Origin of the sequence: Mesorhizobium sp. M0410, assembly GCF_040321435.1 — a bacterium.
Classification (GTDB): Bacteria; Pseudomonadota; Alphaproteobacteria; order Rhizobiales; family Rhizobiaceae; genus Mesorhizobium.
The window spans coordinates 287878-305248 of record NZ_JAMYRN010000009.1; the positions used below are offsets into that span (position 1 = coordinate 287878).

General features: G+C 59.9%; 15 protein-coding genes and 5 pseudogenes. All 20 read left to right on the plus strand.

Translation table 11 applies throughout. The features are described from left to right. Positions 1–35: 35 nt before the first annotated feature. Positions 36–317, plus strand: a pseudogene (locus tag NKI63_RS30740) (hypothetical protein); the annotation flags it as partial. Further along, positions 317–451, plus strand: a pseudogene (locus NKI63_RS16305) (recombinase family protein); the annotation flags it as partial. The pseudogenes NKI63_RS30740 and NKI63_RS16305, both read left to right, overlap by 1 nt. A gap of 274 nt (positions 452–725) precedes the next feature. Continuing rightward, positions 726–1052, plus strand: a complete 327-nt coding sequence (locus NKI63_RS16310) for a helix-turn-helix domain-containing protein (RefSeq protein WP_352822298.1) — start codon at positions 726–728, stop codon at positions 1050–1052. Further along, positions 1027–2282: pseudogene (locus tag NKI63_RS16315) on the plus strand (type II toxin-antitoxin system HipA family toxin). The gene NKI63_RS16310 and the pseudogene NKI63_RS16315 overlap by 26 nt, the downstream one beginning before the upstream one ends. A 488-nt stretch (positions 2283–2770) precedes the next feature. Further along, positions 2771–3664 carry a nitrogenase iron protein gene (gene nifH / locus NKI63_RS16320; RefSeq protein ID WP_352456984.1) on the plus strand — a complete coding sequence of 298 codons (894 nt, stop codon included), beginning with the start codon at positions 2771–2773 and terminating at the stop codon, positions 3662–3664. Between the two features lie 98 nt (positions 3665–3762). Then, positions 3763–5265, plus strand: coding sequence for a nitrogenase molybdenum-iron protein alpha chain (gene nifD, locus NKI63_RS16325; RefSeq protein ID WP_352822301.1), 1503 nt, complete (start codon positions 3763–3765; stop codon positions 5263–5265). Positions 5266–5391: 126 nt separating this feature from the next. Next, positions 5392–6933 (plus strand): nitrogenase molybdenum-iron protein subunit beta, encoded by a 1542-nt coding sequence (gene nifK / locus NKI63_RS16330; RefSeq protein ID WP_352822304.1) that lies wholly within the window; start codon positions 5392–5394, stop codon positions 6931–6933. 63 nt (positions 6934–6996) lie between these two features. Further along, positions 6997–8487 carry a nitrogenase iron-molybdenum cofactor biosynthesis protein NifE gene (gene nifE / locus NKI63_RS16335; protein WP_352822307.1) on the plus strand — a complete coding sequence of 497 codons (1491 nt, stop codon included), beginning with the start codon at positions 6997–6999 and terminating at the stop codon, positions 8485–8487. Positions 8488–8494: 7 nt separating this feature from the next. Continuing rightward, positions 8495–9877 (plus strand): nitrogenase iron-molybdenum cofactor biosynthesis protein NifN, encoded by a 1383-nt coding sequence (gene nifN / locus NKI63_RS16340; protein WP_352822348.1) that lies wholly within the window; start codon positions 8495–8497, stop codon positions 9875–9877. Continuing rightward, complete coding sequence (gene nifX, locus NKI63_RS16345) at positions 9843–10340, plus strand: nitrogen fixation protein NifX (RefSeq protein WP_352822310.1); 498 nt, start codon at positions 9843–9845, stop codon at positions 10338–10340. Before nifN ends, nifX begins: the two co-directional genes overlap by 35 nt. Positions 10341–10357: 17 nt before the next feature. Further along, a complete protein-coding gene (locus NKI63_RS16350) occupies positions 10358–10837 on the plus strand; it encodes a NifX-associated nitrogen fixation protein (RefSeq protein WP_352822312.1) in 480 nt (159 codons plus the stop codon). 108 nt (positions 10838–10945) lie between these two features. Then, positions 10946–11650, plus strand: a complete 705-nt coding sequence (locus NKI63_RS16355; protein WP_352822315.1) for a response regulator transcription factor — start codon at positions 10946–10948, stop codon at positions 11648–11650. 106 nt (positions 11651–11756) lie between these two features. After that, the gene (locus NKI63_RS16360; protein ID WP_352822318.1) at positions 11757–12644 is read left to right on the plus strand and encodes a universal stress protein; all 888 of its coding nucleotides are present in this window, start codon (positions 11757–11759) and stop codon (positions 12642–12644) included. Between the two features lie 689 nt (positions 12645–13333). Continuing rightward, positions 13334–13519, plus strand: coding sequence for a hypothetical protein (locus NKI63_RS16365; RefSeq protein ID WP_352822321.1), 186 nt, complete (start codon positions 13334–13336; stop codon positions 13517–13519). Between the two features lie 479 nt (positions 13520–13998). Next, on the plus strand, positions 13999–15168 hold the full coding sequence (locus tag NKI63_RS16370; protein ID WP_352822323.1) for a TlpA disulfide reductase family protein: 1170 nt from the start codon (positions 13999–14001) through the stop codon (positions 15166–15168). Positions 15169–15557: 389 nt separating this feature from the next. Then, positions 15558–15974: pseudogene (locus tag NKI63_RS16375) on the plus strand (NifX-associated nitrogen fixation protein). A 25-nt stretch (positions 15975–15999) separates the two neighbouring features. Then, on the plus strand, positions 16000–16203 hold the full coding sequence (locus NKI63_RS16380; protein ID WP_352822326.1) for a CCE_0567 family metalloprotein: 204 nt from the start codon (positions 16000–16002) through the stop codon (positions 16201–16203). Continuing rightward, a complete protein-coding gene (fdxB, locus tag NKI63_RS16385; RefSeq protein WP_352822327.1) occupies positions 16200–16508 on the plus strand; it encodes a ferredoxin III, nif-specific in 309 nt (102 codons plus the stop codon). The genes NKI63_RS16380 and fdxB overlap by 4 nt, the downstream gene beginning before the upstream one ends. A 29-nt stretch (positions 16509–16537) precedes the next feature. Continuing rightward, positions 16538–16813 carry an exopolysaccharide production repressor protein gene (locus NKI63_RS16390; protein WP_352822330.1) on the plus strand — a complete coding sequence of 92 codons (276 nt, stop codon included), beginning with the start codon at positions 16538–16540 and terminating at the stop codon, positions 16811–16813. 371 nt (positions 16814–17184) lie between these two features. After that, positions 17185–17371: pseudogene (locus NKI63_RS16395) on the plus strand (IS110 family RNA-guided transposase); the annotation flags it as partial.

Consider the following 17371-nt stretch of genomic DNA (forward strand, 5'->3'; position numbering starts at 1 on the left):
TCCAATAGCCTACGCGCTTTGCCGTCTATCTCAGCCGCGCTGTCGATTATGTCCGCAGCCAGGGCATCGATATTCCCGCCGAGTTGCTCTCCCGGGTCGCACCGCTTCCTTGGGCTCATATCGCACTCACCGGAGACTATCTCTGGAACGAAATTGACCGACCCTCGAACGCTTCAGGCCGATCCGCGCTAACCGCTTCAACTCAACTAAACAATTTTGAATTTCCCTTAGCGGGTATTATTGTAGAATGCCCACGGAGCCCCGGTTATAGGCAGCCCGCGAACGCGGGCGAAAGGATGGACACCGTCCGAAACTAACACCCTATCAGCGCTCCGAAATCATCGGCATGTTAAATGAAGGCCGTCCGGCAGCTGAAATCGCTCGTCTCTTTCGCGTTTATAGGGCCACCGTCGGGCGCATCGGCGCCGAGGCCAAAATAGCCGTTCGCTGAATGTTCTTTCAGTTGGCCGTTTTCGCAGCGACGTACGCACCGGGCCCATTCGGTAGAATCCCGGTGGGCGGTGGCCGTAGCAGCTGTTCTTGGAGGAACGCCATTCGCTGTGCCGCGCTAAAGGCTCGGAGATCCTCAATGAAGGATTGATCTGTTTGCATATCATTATTTTTATATATGATACGCGAACAGATCATAAGGTTCTGACTTGCTCGCTGGAACGAGATACCTTTGCGTATCATCGCGCATTGGAATAGATCGTATAGGTATTATGATGGACTCTGAATCGGAAATTCTGCGCGAAATCGGTCGGCTTTTCAGGCAGGCGAGGCTGGCCGCTGCCATGACACAGGAGCAGGTCGCTGATTTGGCGGGTATATCCCGTCCCCGCTATCGCGACATCGAAAAGGGAGCCGCAGCGGCGCGTGCGACGACGCTCATGAATATCGCTCGCGCACTCGGTCTGGAAATGATGATGGTTCCGCAAGTCATGGTGCCGGCTGTCCAGGCTCTATTGCGTCCGAATGATGATGACGATCGACCCGCCTTTGTTTCTCAACCTGACGATGACGATCATGGCTCCAGTCTTTCGCGCACCTAAGACGATCCCGTCGCTGGACGTGTTCTTGAACGCACTGAAGATCGGCACAATCGTTAGGACGCCGGGCGATTTCAACGCATTCAACTTCGATGAGGCCTACCGCGCGACGGGCGGCTTTCCGGTTTTCAGCCTGTCGTTCCGGGCAGCGACGGGAGGATTGCGGAAAGATCCGAAGCCTCTGGCGGGCGCCTTGCCCGCTTTCTTCGCGAATCTCCTGCCGGAGAGAAATTGCGCGAGGCGATGGAAAAGCACCACGAAGGCAATGTGCGGCCAGGCAATGATTTCGATCTTTTAACGGCGCTGGGCGCCGATCTGCCGGGAGCCGTACGGGCGTTGCCCAGTGACGGCGCGATAGCGGTATCGCAGGATGCTTCAAAGGATAAGCCCAAGGCACGGTTCTCACTTGCCGGCGTGCAGATGAAGCTGTCGGTCATGAAGAACACTGGAAAAGGCGGCGGCCTTACCTTGCCGATGGACGACGAGCAGGGCCGGTACATCGCCAAGTTCCCTTCGACGGCGTATCCGGGCGTTTCCGAAAATGAATTCGCCAACCTCGCGCTGGCCGCAGCGATCGGCATGGAGGTGCCTGAATGCGAACTTGTCGAGAAGTCCGATTTCGAGGATATTCCCGAAGAATTCAACACGCTGTCAGAGGGCAAGGTCCTTCTCGTCAAACGCTTCGATCGCGGCGCTGAGGGCAAGAGGATTCACATCGACGATTTCGCTCAGGTCTTCGGCGTCTATCCCTCGCGCAAATATGAGGGCGCCGCTTATCACGACATAGCCTTGGCCCTTGGCGTGGCCGTCTCGCCTACGGCGGCTCTCGAATTCGTCCGCCGCCTGGCACTGACCGTCATCACCGGCAATGGCGACATGCACCTGAAGAACTGGTCTTTGATTTATCCCGGTAACGGCGACAAGCCGGTGCTTGCACCAATCTACGACGTTCTGTCGACCGTGCCATATATTCCCGCCGACGCCATGGCGCTTTCGCTTGGAGGGGAGCGCTCGTTCAAGGCGCTAGCAGCACCGCGATGGAAGGCATTTGCGAACCGCGCAAGGCTTCCGGAGCCGGCAGTCCTGAAGGCAGTGGTCGAGACCGTCGAACTCGTCAATGAGCACTGGTGGCATCTGCCTGAGCGCGACGTTGTCGCGGCGAAAGTGCTTGAGCGGATTGACGAACATGTCAAGGCGATGACGCCGATACTGAACTCCTGCGCCGATAAGTGAGCCGAGTCCCCTTGGGTTGGTGATATGGCTGAATTATCCGCCCATGGCCCGGATGGATGGCCGTGGATCAATGGTATGCCAGCGTGGCGCGCAAGATTCCGCGCAGTGTCGATGAGGACACGCGAGAACCAAGCACGTCAGCTCGCCGGAACAGAAGAGTTCGCAGCATCCCGCAATTAACGTTAGAGGATCGAGAAGCTGTTCGCCCATCTCAACACAACGATGCGGCTCGAACGAATGCGGTGAACTGAGGATCGCGATCCGACGCTTTGTGTCGCCATTGTCGGGTCCGCTACACGTCTTGTTCCGACGATCCTTTCTTTGGCTTCAAGCTAAATACCTGAAAAGCAACCATGAAATTATTCTTCGGTTCGATCAGCCAAATTGGCACGAGTCTTGAGATCCTTGGGTGCGAGGCGGCGACAGCTGCCCGACCGGCATTCATGTCGCGGCAGCCGCGATGAATGGAACGAAGGAAGGAAAGCTACATGTCAGGTTTGCGTCAGATCGCCTTTTACGGCAAGGGCGGCATCGGCAAGTCCACCACCTCCCAAAATACGCTCGCCGCCCTTGTCGACCTCGGGCAGAGAATCCTCATCGTCGGCTGCGACCCCAAAGCCGACTCCACCCGCCTGATCCTGAACGCGAAGGCGCAGGATACAGTCCTGCACCTCGCGGCAGAGGAAGGTTCGGTGGAAGACCTGGAACTCGCGGACGTGCTCAAGGTCGGCTACAAAGGCATCAAATGCGTGGAGTCGGGCGGCCCTGAGCCGGGTGTCGGCTGCGCCGGCCGCGGCGTGATCACCTCGATCAACTTCCTCGAGGAGAACGGTGCCTACGACGATGTCGACTATGTCTCCTACGACGTGCTCGGGGATGTGGTGTGCGGCGGTTTCGCGATGCCGATCCGCGAGAACAAGGCTCAGGAAATCTATATCGTCATGTCCGGCGAGATGATGGCGCTCTATGCCGCCAACAACATCGCCAAGGGCATCCTGAAATACGCCCATTCGGGCGGCGTGCGGCTCGGCGGCCTGATCTGCAACGAGCGCCAAACCGACCGCGAGCTCGACCTCGCCGAAGCGCTGGCTTCCAGGCTCAATTCCAAGCTCATCCACTTCGTGCCCCGCGACAACATCGTCCAGCACGCCGAACTCAGGAAGATGTCTGTCATCCAGTATGCGCCGGACTCCAAGCAGGCCGGGGAATACCGGGCACTGGCCGAGAAGATCCATGCCAATTCGGGCCAGGGCACCATCCCAACCCCGATCACCATGGAGGAGCTCGAGGAAATGCTGCTCGACTTCGGCATCATGAAGACTGACGAGCAGATGCTTGCCGAGCTTCAGGTCAAGGAAGCGGCCAAGGCGGCCGCACAGTAACGACCGCTGCCGAACGAGGCGCGGCCTTGACCTGGCGCGCCTTTCAAAGAACGGCGCCTCGTTGGTGAGGCGTCACCCTGAACCTTGAAAGGGGTCCCATGAGCCTGGAATACGAGAATGACGGCGCCCTCCATGCGAAGCTTATCGAGGAGGTGCTGTCGCAATATCCTGACAAGGCGGCGAAGCGCCGCAAAAAGCACCTCAGCGTCGCAAAAAGCGGCGACGAGGCTGGCGAGGAAAGCGAGGTCCTTTCCGAATGCGAGGTAAAATCGAACATCAAGTCCATCCCCGGAGTGATGACGATTCGCGGTTGCGCCTATGCCGGCTCGAAAGGCGTGGTGTGGGGTCCAGTCAAGGATATGGTCCATATCTCGCACGGCCCGGTCGGCTGCGGGCAATATTCTTGGTCTCAACGCCGCAACTACTACGTCGGCACGACGGGCATCGACACGTTCGTCACGATGCAGTTCACCTCCGATTTCCAAGAGAAGGACATTGTTTTCGGCGGCGACAAGAAGCTGGAACGGATCATCGACGAGATCGAGGAACTGTTTCCGCTGAACAAGGGCATGAGCGTGCAATCCGAATGTCCGATCGGCCTGATTGGCGACGACACCGAAGCTGTGTCCCGCAACAAGGCCAAGGAGCACGAAAAGACGATCGTGCCGGTGCGCTGCGAGGGCTTCCGCGGCGTCTCGCAATCACTCGGCCACCACATCGCCAACGATGCGATCCGCGACTGGGTGTTCGAGAAGAAGGACGTCGAGTTCGAGGCCAGCCCGTACGATGTCAATGTGATCGGCGACTACAACATCGGCGGCGACGCCTGGGCTTCGCGCATCCTGCTCGAGGAGATGGGCCTGCGCGTGGTCGGCAACTGGTCGGGCGACGCTACGCTGGCCGAAATAGAGCGCGCGCCGAAGGCCAAGCTCAATCTTATCCATTGCTACAGGTCGATGAACTACATCTGCCGGCACATGGAGGAAAAGTATGGCATCGACTGGATGGAGTATAATTTCTTCGGCCCCTCCCAGACCGAAGCCTCTCTGCGCAAGATAGCCAAGCATTTCGGGCCGGAAATCGAGGCCAAGGCCGAGGCGGTCATCGCCAAATACCGGCCGCTGGTCGATGCCGTCATTGCCAAGTACCGGCCGCGCCTCGAAGGCAGGACAGTGATGCTCTATGTCGGCGGGCTGCGCCCCCGTCACGTCGTCACGGCATATGAGGATCTGGGCATGGTTATTGTCGGCACTGGCTACGAATTTGGCCATAACGACGATTATCAGCGCACCGGCCACTACGTGAAGAAGGGCACGCTGATCTATGACGACGTGACTGGTTACGAGTTGGAGAAGTTCATCGAGGGGATCCGTCCTGATCTCGTGGGCTCCGGCATCAAAGAGAAGTACCCGGTCCAGAAGATGGGCATACCGTTCCGTCAAATGCATTCCTGGGATTATTCCGGCCCGTATCACGGCTACGACGGCTTCGCCATCTTCGCCCGCGACATGGATCTGGCCATCAACAACCCGGTCTGGAACCTCTACGACGCCCCCTGGAAGAAAAAAGCCGAGCCGTCGGCGGCGATCGCAGCCGAATGAAAACCTGGCCTCCCGTAAGCCGGGAGGCCGTTAAACGCCTGTGGCCCTTTGTCCGCGGGAGACCTGAAACGTTTCGACGTCCCTGTGCCGCCGTATGGCGGGCCAGATGGAAAGAGGTAACCACCCATGCCGCAGTCGGCTGAAAAAGTTCTCGACCACGCTCCCCTGTTCCGCGAGCCGGAATACAGGCAGATGCTCGCCGAGAAGAGGCTGAATTTCGAATGTCCGCACCCGGACCAGGTCGTTACCGACCAACGCGAATTCACCAAGACGTGGGAATACCGCGAAAAGAACCTCGCTCGCGAAGCGCTTGTCGTGAACCCCGCCAAGGCCTGCCAGCCGCTCGGCGCGGTGTTCGCGGCCGCGGGATTCGAGCGAACCATGTCCTTCGTTCATGGCAGCCAGGGCTGCGTGGCCTATTACCGATCGCACCTGTCGCGCCATTTCAAGGAGCCTGCTTCGGCAGTTTCCTCCTCGATGACCGAGGACGCGGCAGTGTTCGGTGGCCTGAAGAACATGGTTGACGGGCTCGCCAACACGTACCAACTCTACGACCCGAAGATGATCGCAGTCTCGACCACTTGTATGGCCGAGGTCATTGGCGACGACCTGCACAGCTTCATCGAGAACGCCAAGGACCAAGGCTCGGTCCCGCGCGACTTCGACGTGCCCTTCGCCCACACGCCGGCCTTCGTCGGCAGCCATGTCGACGGCTATGACGTAACGGTCAAGGGCATTTTGGAGCACTTCTGGAAAGGCGAGGAGCGAACGGAAGCCGAGGGAACCATCAACATCATTCCGGGTTTCGACGGCTTTTGCGTTGGCAACAACCGGGACCTCAAGCGCCTGCTTGATCTGATAGGCGTGTCCTATACCTTCATCCAAGACGCCTCTGACCAGTTCGACACGCCGTCGGACGGCGAATACCGCATGTACGACGGCGGCACGAAAATCGAAGACGTGAGGAAGGCACTCAATGCCGAGGCGACACTTTCGCTACAGCATTACAACACCCGAAAAACACTGGAGTATTGCGAGGGGGTAGGGCAGGCGACGGCCTCGTTCCATTACCCTCTCGGCGTCCAGGCGACCGACGACTTCCTGATGGAGGTCTCCGCGATTTCCGGCAAGCAAATCCCCGAGGCAATCCGCCTGGAGCGCGGCCGACTTGTTGACGCCATGGCGGACAGCCAATCCTGGCTGCACGGGAAGAAATACGCCATCTACGGCGATCCGGACTTTGTCTACGCCATGGCCCGCTTCATCATGGAGACGGGCGGCGAGCCGACCCATTGCCTCGCCACCAACGGCACCTCGGCATGGGAAGCGGAGTTGAGGGAACTGCTTGCATCATCGCCCTTCGGCAAGGATGCTCAAGTCTGGGCGGGCAAGGACCTCTGGGCGATGCGCTCGCTGCTCTTCACCGAGCCGGTGGACCTGCTGATCGGCAACTCCTATGGCAAGTATCTGGAGCGCGACACCGGGACGCCGCTGATCCGGCTGACGTTTCCGATCTTCGACCGCCACCATCACCATCGGTTTGCGCTTATGGGCTACCAAGGCGGGTTGCGCGTCCTGACGACGATCCTCGACAAGATCTTCGACAAGCTCGATCGCGAGACAAGCGAGACGGGCGTGACGGACTATTCGTATGACCTCACCCGCTAAGCGTGGCGGCCGGCTCTTCGGTGAGGCCGGTCGTCTTCCCGAGGGACTTTGGAGACCGACGCAATGTCCTCGCTCAGAGCCAAAATCCAGGATGTCTTCAACGAGCCCGCCTGCGAGCAGAACCGCGGCAAGGATGCCAAGGCGCGCAAAAAGGGCTGTTCGAAGCCACTGACCCCCGGGGCGGCGGCCGGCGGCTGTGCCTTCGATGGCGCCAAGATCGTGCTGCAGCCGATCACCGACGTTGCGCATTTGATCCATGCGCCGCTCGCCTGCGAGGGCAATTCCTGGGACAACCGCGGTGCGGCTTCGTCCGGGCCAACGCTGTGGCGCACGAGCTTCACGACCGACCTCACCGAACTCGACGTTGTGATGGGGCAGGGCGAGCGGAAGCTCTTCAAAGCGATCCGCCAGATCAAGGAAGCGTATGGGCCGCCGGCTGTCTTCGTGTATCCGACCTGTGTTACGGCGCTGATCGGCGACAACATCGAGGCCGTCTGCAAGCGCGCGGCGGAAAAGTTCGGCCTACCGGTGGTGCCGGTCAATGCGCCGGGCTTCGTCGGCTGCAAGAATCTCGGCAACAAGCTTGCCGGCGAGGCGTTGCTCGAGCATGTCATCGGCACGGCGGAGCCCGACGATGCCGGGCCCTATGACATCAACATTCTTGGCGAATTCAACCTCTCGGGTGAATTTTGGCTGGTGAAGCCGCTCCTTGATCGGCTCGGCATCCGGGTGCGCGCCTGCATTCCGGGCGACGCGCGTTACTTCGACATTGCCTGCGCGCACCGCGCCCGGGCGGCTATGATGGTGTGCTCGACCGCGCTCATCAATCTCGCCCGCAAGATGGAGCAGCGCTGGGACATCCCGTTTTTCGAGGGCTCCTTCTACGGCATCACCGACACCTCGGAAGCGCTCCGACAGATTTCTCAGCTGCTCGTGAAGAAGGGTGCCGATCCGGAGATCCTCGGCCGCACCGAGGCATTGATTGCAGAGGAGGAGGCGATCGCTTGGAAGAAGCTCGCGGCCTACCGGCCGAGGCTCGAAGGCAAGCGCGTGCTGCTCAACACTGGCGGTGTGAAGTCCTGGTCGGTCGTCCATGCGCTGATGGAGATCGGCATCGAGATCGTCGGCACCTCTGTCAAGAAGTCGACCGTCGAAGACAAGGAGCGCATCAAGCAGATTCTCAAGGACGACAACCACATATTCGAGCAGATGGCAGCGCGCGAGCTTTACGCCATGCTCTCGGAACACAAGGCCGATATCATGCTGTCGGGCGGGCGTACGCAATTCATCGCGCTGAAGGCCAAGACACCCTGGCTCGATATCAACCAGGAGCGCCAACACCCTTACGCCGGCTATGACGGCATGGTGGAACTCGTACGCCAGATCGACCTCGCCATTCATAACCCGATCTGGTGCCAGGTGCGGGAGCCGGCACCATGGGATTGCCAGCCTGCGGTGAGGGAGGAACTGCCGCGCATGAAAAGCGAGACCGCGAGCTTGCATGCTGTCCAGGAATTCGCCGGCACGACGGCCGACGATCTCGGCGAGTGTTGAGGAAGCGATGGTCCGCATCGTTCCCCAGACCAAAGCGGCGGCGGTCAATCCGCTGAAGTCATCGCAGCCGTTGGGTGCCGCCTTCGCCTTCCTTGGGGTCGACGGCGCGATGCCGTTGTTCCACGGCAGCCAGGGGTGCACCAGCTTCGCGCTCGTGCTCTTCGTGCGGCATTTCAAGGAAGCCATCCCCTTGCAGACCACGGCGATGGACGAGGTGGCGACGATCCTTGGCGGGGCAGACCATCTGGAAGAGGCGATCCTCAACCTCAAGGCCCGCACAAAGCCAACGCTGATCGGGGTCTGCACGACGGCGCTGGTGGAAACCCGGGGCGAAGACTGCGCAGGAGATATCGCCAATATCAGGCTGAAGCGCACGGAAGAACTCGCAGGTACGGAGGTCGTGCTGGCCAACACACCGGATTTCGATGGCGCGATCGAAGAGGGCTGGGCCAAGGCTGTCACAGCGATGATCGAAAGGATTACGCGGCCCGGCGAGCAGGCGCGGCAGTCGAAGAAGATCGTGATCCTGCCTGGCTGGAACCTCACTGTGGCTGATATCGAGCATTTGCGTGAGATGGTTGAAAGCTTTGGACTCAAGCCGGTGATTCTGCCGGACGTCTCCGGCTCGCTCGACGGTACGGTGCCCAACCGCTGGGTCACCACCACCTATGGCGGCACCAGCGTCGAGGATATCCGCGAGCTTGGCACGGCCGAGCAATGCATCGTCATCGGTGAGCATATGCGCCGCCCGGCCGAGGTGCTGCAGAGGCTGACCGGCGTGCCTTACGTGCTGTTCCGGTCGCTGGCTGGATTGAAGGACGCCGACCGGTTCGTCTCGCTGTTGTCGGCGGTTTCGGGCGCGGCGGCCCCGGCTGGGGTGCGCCGTCGCCGGGCGCAGTTGCAGGACGCGTTGCTCGACGGACATTTCCACTTTGGAGGCAAGAAAATTGCGATCGCTGCTGAACCAGACCAACTCTACCAACTCGCGAGCTTCTTCATCGGAATGGGCTCCGAAATCGCGGCGGCGGTCACCACGACCGACATGTCGAAAATTTTGGAGGAAGTATCGGCGCAGTGGGTTCAAATCGGCGATCTCGGCGATTTGGAAGCTCTTGGCGCCGGCGCTGATCTTCTCGTCACCCATTCCCACGGCCGCCAGGCGGCGCAGCGCCTCGGCATTCCGCTCATGCGGGTCGGCTTCCCGATCTTCGACCGGCTCGGCAGCCAGCACAAGCTCACAATCCTCTACCAAGGGACCCGCGACCTGATCTTCGAGGTTGCCAACATTTTTGAAGCCAACCGGCACGCGCCGACACCTGAGGCGCTCGATCCACTCCGTAAGCGAGAAATGCCAGATGAGCTCCGTTCGTCGCCTCTCGCTCGTCACTGACGAGGTTCACGCACCGACGCCGGAACGCCAAGCCGGCGCATTGCGCGTGGCGATCGCCACGCAGGACATGAAGAACCTCAACGCCCATTTCGGTTCGGCCAGGCGCTTTGCTGTTTACGACGTGACGCGCGAGGAGTGGAATCTCGTCGAGGCCGTGGCCTTCGATGACGTTTCCGATGAGAGCGGGGAGCACCGAACTGAGGGCGATGACCGCATCACCCCGAAGGTGGAGGCGCTGAAGGGCTGTCATCTCCTGTTTTGTCTGGCGATCGGCGGACCTTCGGCAGCCAAGGTTGTTTCGGCAAAAATTCATCCGATCAAAGTGCCGCAGCCCCAAACCATCCAAGAGGTGCTGTTGCGCACGCAGATGATGCTCAGGACGTGTCCTCCCCCTTGGCTGCGCAAAGTGCTAGCGCAGGCAGGTGTCGCCGAACAGAAACCGTCCTTCGAGGACGAGGACTGAAATGAGGAGTGGGCGAAATGTCTGACGCCGTGGTTAGCTCTGCTGTCGCCGAGGACGAGGCGGCCCTTGCCACCCCGTTCGTCAAATGTCTCGTGCGGCTGGTCCGGGCTCATGATTCCAACGGGTCTTGGGAAGGGAAATCGGACGCCGAGCTGCTGGGCGACTTCATCATCACCAGGGAACAGCGCCGTGCGATCCCGATCATCGGCGATCCCGATCCGGACGTGCTGTGGAGGCTCGAGATGTTTTACACCGCCGTCGGGCTTGCGATCGAGGAGCGTTCCGGCCTGATGGCATCGCCGATGATGGAGATAAGCCATGAGGGCTTTGGGCGCGTGCTTCTCACGGCCGGGCGGTTGGTCGTTCTGTCGAAGACCCTGCGCGACGTCCACCGGTTCGGCTTCGAGACGTTCTGGAAACTCGCCGCGGCCGGCACGAAACTGGTCGGCGATGGCATCGCAGCCATTGAAGCCTATCCCGAGGTGGCGCGGGCATGATGGAACCGCTCTTCGAGCCGGGGGATCATGCCAAGCCTTGAGGACAGGCCATGCTCAACCCACTCAGCCAAGGGGGGCGATGCCGAGTTGGTTCTTGGGGTAGCGCTGATGAAGCCATTGGTCCTGATCTGTTCGCAAGATGCGGAGTTGTATCTGTTCCTCAGCCACATTCTGGGAGTGGACGGCTTCACGAGTGAGCCGGCAGACGGCGTGAAGGAAGCACTTGCATTGGCCGATGAACGGGAGCTCCAGGCGGTAGTGCTGGACTGCGGGCCAGCAAGCGCGACAGGCTCCACAATCTGCGCCCGGTTCAAGGGGGAGCCCCGGACCGGCGGCCTGCCCGTAATTGCGCTGATCGCGCCCGGGGCCGAGAACCAGCACCTCGATCTCTTGAAGGCAGGTATTGACGAGAGCTTTGTGCGGCCCTTCGCGCCGGCCAAGCTGCTCGACTGTCTACGGACGAAGCTGGCGCTGCCGAAGCCGGGTTCAAACGGGATCGAAAACGGCAGCTGGCTCTGCTGCGGCAGCCTTGAGATGAAGCTCGATGCCCACCGAGTTCGCGGCAATGGCCACGACATCCATCTCGGACCGATCGAATTCAACCTGCTGCGGCATTTGCTTGAGAATCCCGGCAAGGTTTTCAGCCGAGACGAGCTGATCGACGCGGCCTGGCCGGACAATATCCACATCGGTGCACGGACCGTCGACGTCCATGTCAGCCGGATCAGAAAGGCGCTGAAGACGGCCTCGCCCGGCAGCGTCATTCGTACCGTCAGGTCTGCTGGCTACTCGCTCGAGAAGCCGGACGACTAAATAGCGAACGGATGTAGTGCCACCCCCATCTCCGTCGTGCTGAGGGCAAGTCTTGCGGCTTCGAAACGCGCCTACAGGTACGACATACTTAGAAAGAAGCAGTCAGATGGCCTTCAAAAGCGTACTCAGTGTGACGGGAGCCGACCACTCCGATCAGGACATCAGAACAGCTGCCGGCTTGTGTGCCGAGGTCGGCGCGTACCTTTCCGTACTGATTATGTCGCCTCCGCCGCTCGTTATGTCGCCTACGCTGCTAGGCGATGGCATCCCCGCGTGGCCTACGCAACGCGCACAGGCCATTGCCAGACTGGAAAAAGGGTATAGGCAAATCGAGAGATTTTCACAGGACATAGCCAGTCTGGAAAAAACATGCAGGGAAATTCACAAACTGCTGAGAGCCACGTGGCGGTGCTATGATGTCGATATTGCCAACTGCGATCAGGCCAGCGTCGGTGACGCGGTGCGACAGCGGGCGCTCTGCACCGACCTGACAATCGTCGGCCCCGCACTTCTCAACGACATTAATCTCGGACCCCTTGTTATCAACGGCAGCCTGTTCGATACGGGAAGGCCGGTGCTTGTCGTGCCGGAGGGCGCTGAGGCGACTCTGTCGCCACGGCGCGTGCTGGTCGGCTGGGATTCGCGAGTCGAGGCGTCCCGTTCGGTTCGGGAAGCGCTGGATCTGCTAGCCGGTGCTGAGGAAGTTCGCGTCGCATTAGTCGATCCGGAGGCGACCGGCACCGGAAACGGTACCGAGCCGGGAGCCGACATCGCTGCCTATCTCACTCGGCACGGTGCTTGGGTGTCGGTTGACCGGCTGGCGAGCGCCGGCAAACCAGTGGCCACGGTGCTCGCGCAGCACGCAATCGACACGTCTGCCGACATGATAGTCATGGGCGCTTATGGCAGCCGACGGCTGCGCGAGCGGCTCTTCGGTGGCGTAACGAGATGGATAGTGGGGAAGCCGCCATTGCCGCTGTTTTTGGCGCGCTGACGGGTTTTGAAGCAGCACCGATGCTGTTCGAAGCTCTACTCCCCCGGGTCACCTATCCTGATGCCAAGTCGGAGAAAGGTCGCCGCAACGCGCAGGTTTCGCGAAGCTCCTCGAGCAACTTGCAAGCGCCGTCGCGAAGAACATTCCCCGGACGCCTCTAACGCGCGCTCGGGGTCTGCTCGCCGAGACAATACGTAACGCGCAGACCAACGGCCGGGCAGAGTGCCCAGGCGTCCTCAATGCGCTCAAAACACCGATACTCGGGTCGACGTCAGGTCGAGAAAGAGCGTCGTTTCAGCGCGGCAGGCCGAGTTCGGACCCGTAGCCGGCATCGTATTGGCGTTATCACGATTTCCCTCACCACTGGCCGGGAGCTGAACACCGCAACGACCGTGCAGCGGCCAAGGCACCGACCTTCGAGTCGGACGGTCGGGCTCTTGCCGCCTCGGCGCGAACGATGGCATCAATCACGTTGTCATCGCCTGGGATGGTAGCCGGGTCAGCGGCGGGGGCGGCCGCATCTTCAGCGTTTTCAGTCGGTCCGGCCCAACCCGCGTGGCGACCGAGTGGTCTTTGGCCGGTCAATTCCGACAACGCTCACGTTCGCACCAGGTGGTCCCTGTAGGGACTGTGCACAGAGACACAGAACGACAAAAGCAGGAATCCGGGAGAGTTCACCGGGCCGGCACATGCCGGCATTGATCCTGGCCCTCTTCGCCACGATCATCATCGTCAATCTGGCGATGACGGTACTCGCGACCCGCAGCGGACATGACCGGCTTCGTCGTGAAGAACTCCTGCGCCGCCAGCCAGGAATTCAATCGCAAAGCGGCAGAGGTAGGGCAGAGGCGATGCTCGGATGGAACGGCCCCTGAAATCGCAATGGCATTCCGCTACCACCTGAGCGACCGAAACGGCAAGAAGCTCAAGCAAGCTTGAGGCAGACGATGATGACGAGGCTGGCGGTAGCCAACGCAGTCATGATGTCCATCTGCTCGTCCCTCAGCCCGAATATATGTCGAGTCGTCCGTGGCCACGCTTCTCTGGCGACGCGAAGCGCGTGATGCGTGTTCAAGATCTGACAGTGGCAGAAAACATGTCGCGTCCAATACAACCGGCTATCTTGGGCACCCGGAGGTTTTTTAAAGTGTAATCAAGCGTTTACTGCGCGCTGAGCGCGTTGGCACGGCCTTTGCGAATTGAGATTCAGCAACACTGAGTGAAGGCTGACTGCACGCAGATGCGCAAGACGAGCGATGCTCCCCCTTCCTTGAACCCTCGTGCCCCGTCTCAAAGGGGGAACAAGCTCGCGCATAAGGTCACCCAAGCTTTGGCAACAGCTTTGGAGAGCAACATGGTATTGCAGATGGGGTCACCGGCTCCTTCGATCAAAGTAGAGGACTGGCTGCGTGGCGAGCCCCTTGCGAACTTCCAGCCCGGCAAAGTCTATATCGTCGAATTTTGGGCAACTTGGTGCCGACCATGTGTGGGGGAGATGCTCCATTTGATGCGGCTGCAGGAGAAATACAGGGACAGCGGACTTGAGGTCGTCGCAGTCGCGGCTAATGAAGACGCTCCAACGGCCGTTGAGGCTCGCACCAAGTTGGACGCGTGGTTGACCGAAAAGTGCTCGAATCTGAACTATCGGATCGCGTTCGACTACACAGGCGAAATGAACAAGCTTTGGATGAAACCCAGCTTTTCCGCCGGGATTCCGACTTCGTTCGTGGTCGACCGAGACGGCCACATCGCCTTTATTGGTCATCCGGGGCAACTCGATGAGATTTTGCCGAAAGTGCTCAGCGGCAGCTGGCGCACTAGCGATAAAGCGAAAGCCGCCAATACGGAGCGGATCGCCACAAGCGAATCCATGGCGCGCGAACAAGCGTTGAAGAAGCCGATCGATGACAGATTCTGGGCGGCGGTAAAGTTAGAAGATTGGAAGACGGCGCTCTGGGCGATCGAAGAGGGCATCGCCTTGATGCCGGACGACATCAATTTCCGCCTGGCTCATGCACATCTGTTGCTTCACAAAATACAAGACATGTGGACCGGCTTGCCCGTGATACGCCAATTGGTTCGCGACGCGATCGATAAAAATTCCGAGGACTGGATGGTTTCGGCGCTAGACCAACTTTTCCATCCGGCCAATGACCATTCGCGCCTTCCCCCTGCTGAGCGCTTCGCGATGGGCAAGGAGCTGTCCGAACACATCCTGGCACTGAATCCCCCGCAACGCGACAGCCCTAAGTTCCGGTCTTATCCGGCGGTCGCCCGGTACTACCACGAGAACGGCAACAACGATCGCGCGATCGAGTTGGTTGAACTGGCCTCGCAGTCGCTGGATGGTCCGGAGCCTATCCCGGACGAACTGAAAGACCACCTTCTGCCGGATTTGCTGCAGGCCCTCGCCAAGTACAGGGGTGGGAAGGTTTGTAGCGGCGCTCTCTGTGCGGCTCCGCAAAACAATTTCCCGAAGGTGCCAAAACGCGGTCGGCCGAGGAGGAAAGACAAAAAAGGGTAATTGGGTCGAAATGGCTTCCTGGCCAATTCGTCCATTTCCCTGGCGTGGCCGCAGCAAGGAGGGTCCATGCAGCACTTGGTCGATCGTTTGCAGCAGGATCGAGGCTCGAATCTTCATGGCCTCCGGCCGCATTGCGGCGGAAGTGATGTTCGACGCGAATTCGCGTCGAAGACTTCGCAGTCGAGGACGTGTTCAAGGTCTGCCAGAGGGACATCAATCGCGTGGAATCAGCCGCGCCGAGCCGGGCGTCGGCTGCGCAAGCGTGCCCGAAGTAGGCGTCCCAGAAAACAGACAGCGTGCTTCGAGGAAGAGGACTGAAATGAGGAGAAGGCGAAGTGTCTGATGCAGCGGTCAACCCGGTTGTCAACGAGGACGAGGCGGCCCTTGCCATGCCTTTTGTCAGATGACCTCGTGCGGCTGATCCGTGTTCAAGACTCCTACGGCTCGTGGGAAAGGCAAATCGGACTCCACGCCGCTGGCCGACTTCATCGTCACCAGAAAACAGCGCCGTGCGATCCCCATCATCGGCGATCCCGATCCGGACGTGCTGTGGAGGCTCGATATGTTCTACACGGCCGTCGGGCTTAGGATCGAGAGCGCTCCCGCCTGATGACATCGCCAACGATTGAGATGAAACCCATGGGGGCTTCGGACGATTGCTTTTCACGGCCGGGCGGTTGGTCGCTCTGTCGAGAAATCGACCGGTTCGGATTCGAGACGTTCAGGAAGTCGCGGAGGCCGGTACGAAACTGGTCGACGATGCGACTGCAGCCATTGAAGCCTATCCCGACGTTGCACGGGCGTGAAGAAACCGATTTCGAGGAAGGATCTATGTCAAAGCTAGATGAGATGGGGAAGAAGGTCCGAAAGCTTCAGCTGCGCGCGGCAGTTGCCAAGATGAAATTGCGCGACCTTGCAGAGGATCTCCCGGGAAAATGGAAGGAGATAGAGGAAGTTGCCGAGGAAACGTCGGCCGTTTTTGCCGAGTTGGATGGTGCCAAGAGAGAGCTCGCTGCAATGAAGAAGTTACGATGAGGAGCACATTCACCACCCGCAACGGCTCCGGATGGATGCCGGAATATCTCACCGCCATAGACGGCACGACCTGCATCGGCTGCGGCCGCTGTTTCAAAGTCTGCTCTCGCGAGGTCATGCATCTTTACGGCGTCGATGACGCGGGTGAAATCCTCGGCGCCTGCGACGACGATTTCGACGGCGAGCTCAATCGCATGATCATGGTCGTCGACCATGCCGGCCGCTGCATTGGCTGCGGAGCCTGCAGCCGCGTCTGCCCGAAGAACTGCCAGACCCATGTTGCGGCCGACCAGGTCGCAGCATGATCTGAGGAGACAAAACCAGGAGAACGGCGTTGCCCTTAAAAATCTTTTGTCGCGTCCTGGGGCTGGTCCTCTGCAGCAACGCTCTGATTGTCTACTTCGCTTCTCATTCCATCCGCACAGTAGTCGTCACGACGCTGGCTTGTTCGTTGCTCCTTCAGTTGGCCTATTTCGCAAGCGTGCTCTTTCTGATATGGCGGTCTGGCTGCGTTAGCCGAGCTGGCCAAAGGGCTGAGCATTTCGGTCGTTGCAAGGAAGTTGGATACCAGCCGCCAGCCTATGACCCTGCCAAGCATAGTATTCCATGAACGATCCGCTCAATGTTAGATCCTGTGGTCGCATCTCGCAGCACAAAGTTGTCTGGTGTGATTGAGCTGAAATTAGCTTGCACGAGTCATTCTTTAGTCGGCCGTTGAAGCTCTCGATGAAGCCATTATCCGGCATGATGTTCTTGGTGCCATCGTTTGTTCGGTACGTCAGGTTCGTTAAGCTTGGCGCATCCGGGCCACGGGGCACCGGGAGCACGCAAGTGCGGGCAGGCCGTCGTATGCAGATGAACTGCGAGTTCGAGCACATTATCTGGCCGCCCCTACGACTCGCCCGGATGCGCTGCGAGCGCGGATCCGTATTTGTCGTGTTGCCCGCTCGCTCCCTGTCGTGACCAACGATGGAGGGAACCGTGCGTATTATCGGCATGGACATACACCGCGTAGCCGCCGAGGTCATGTCGTTGCTTGATGGCAAGATCGTCAAGCTCGGCCGCGTTCAAATGCTGCGCAATAAGCTCGAGGAGTTCGCCAGGAAGGAACTCACCCACGATGATCATGTGGTGATCGAGGCCACGGGCAATGCTGCTGCCGTCGCTG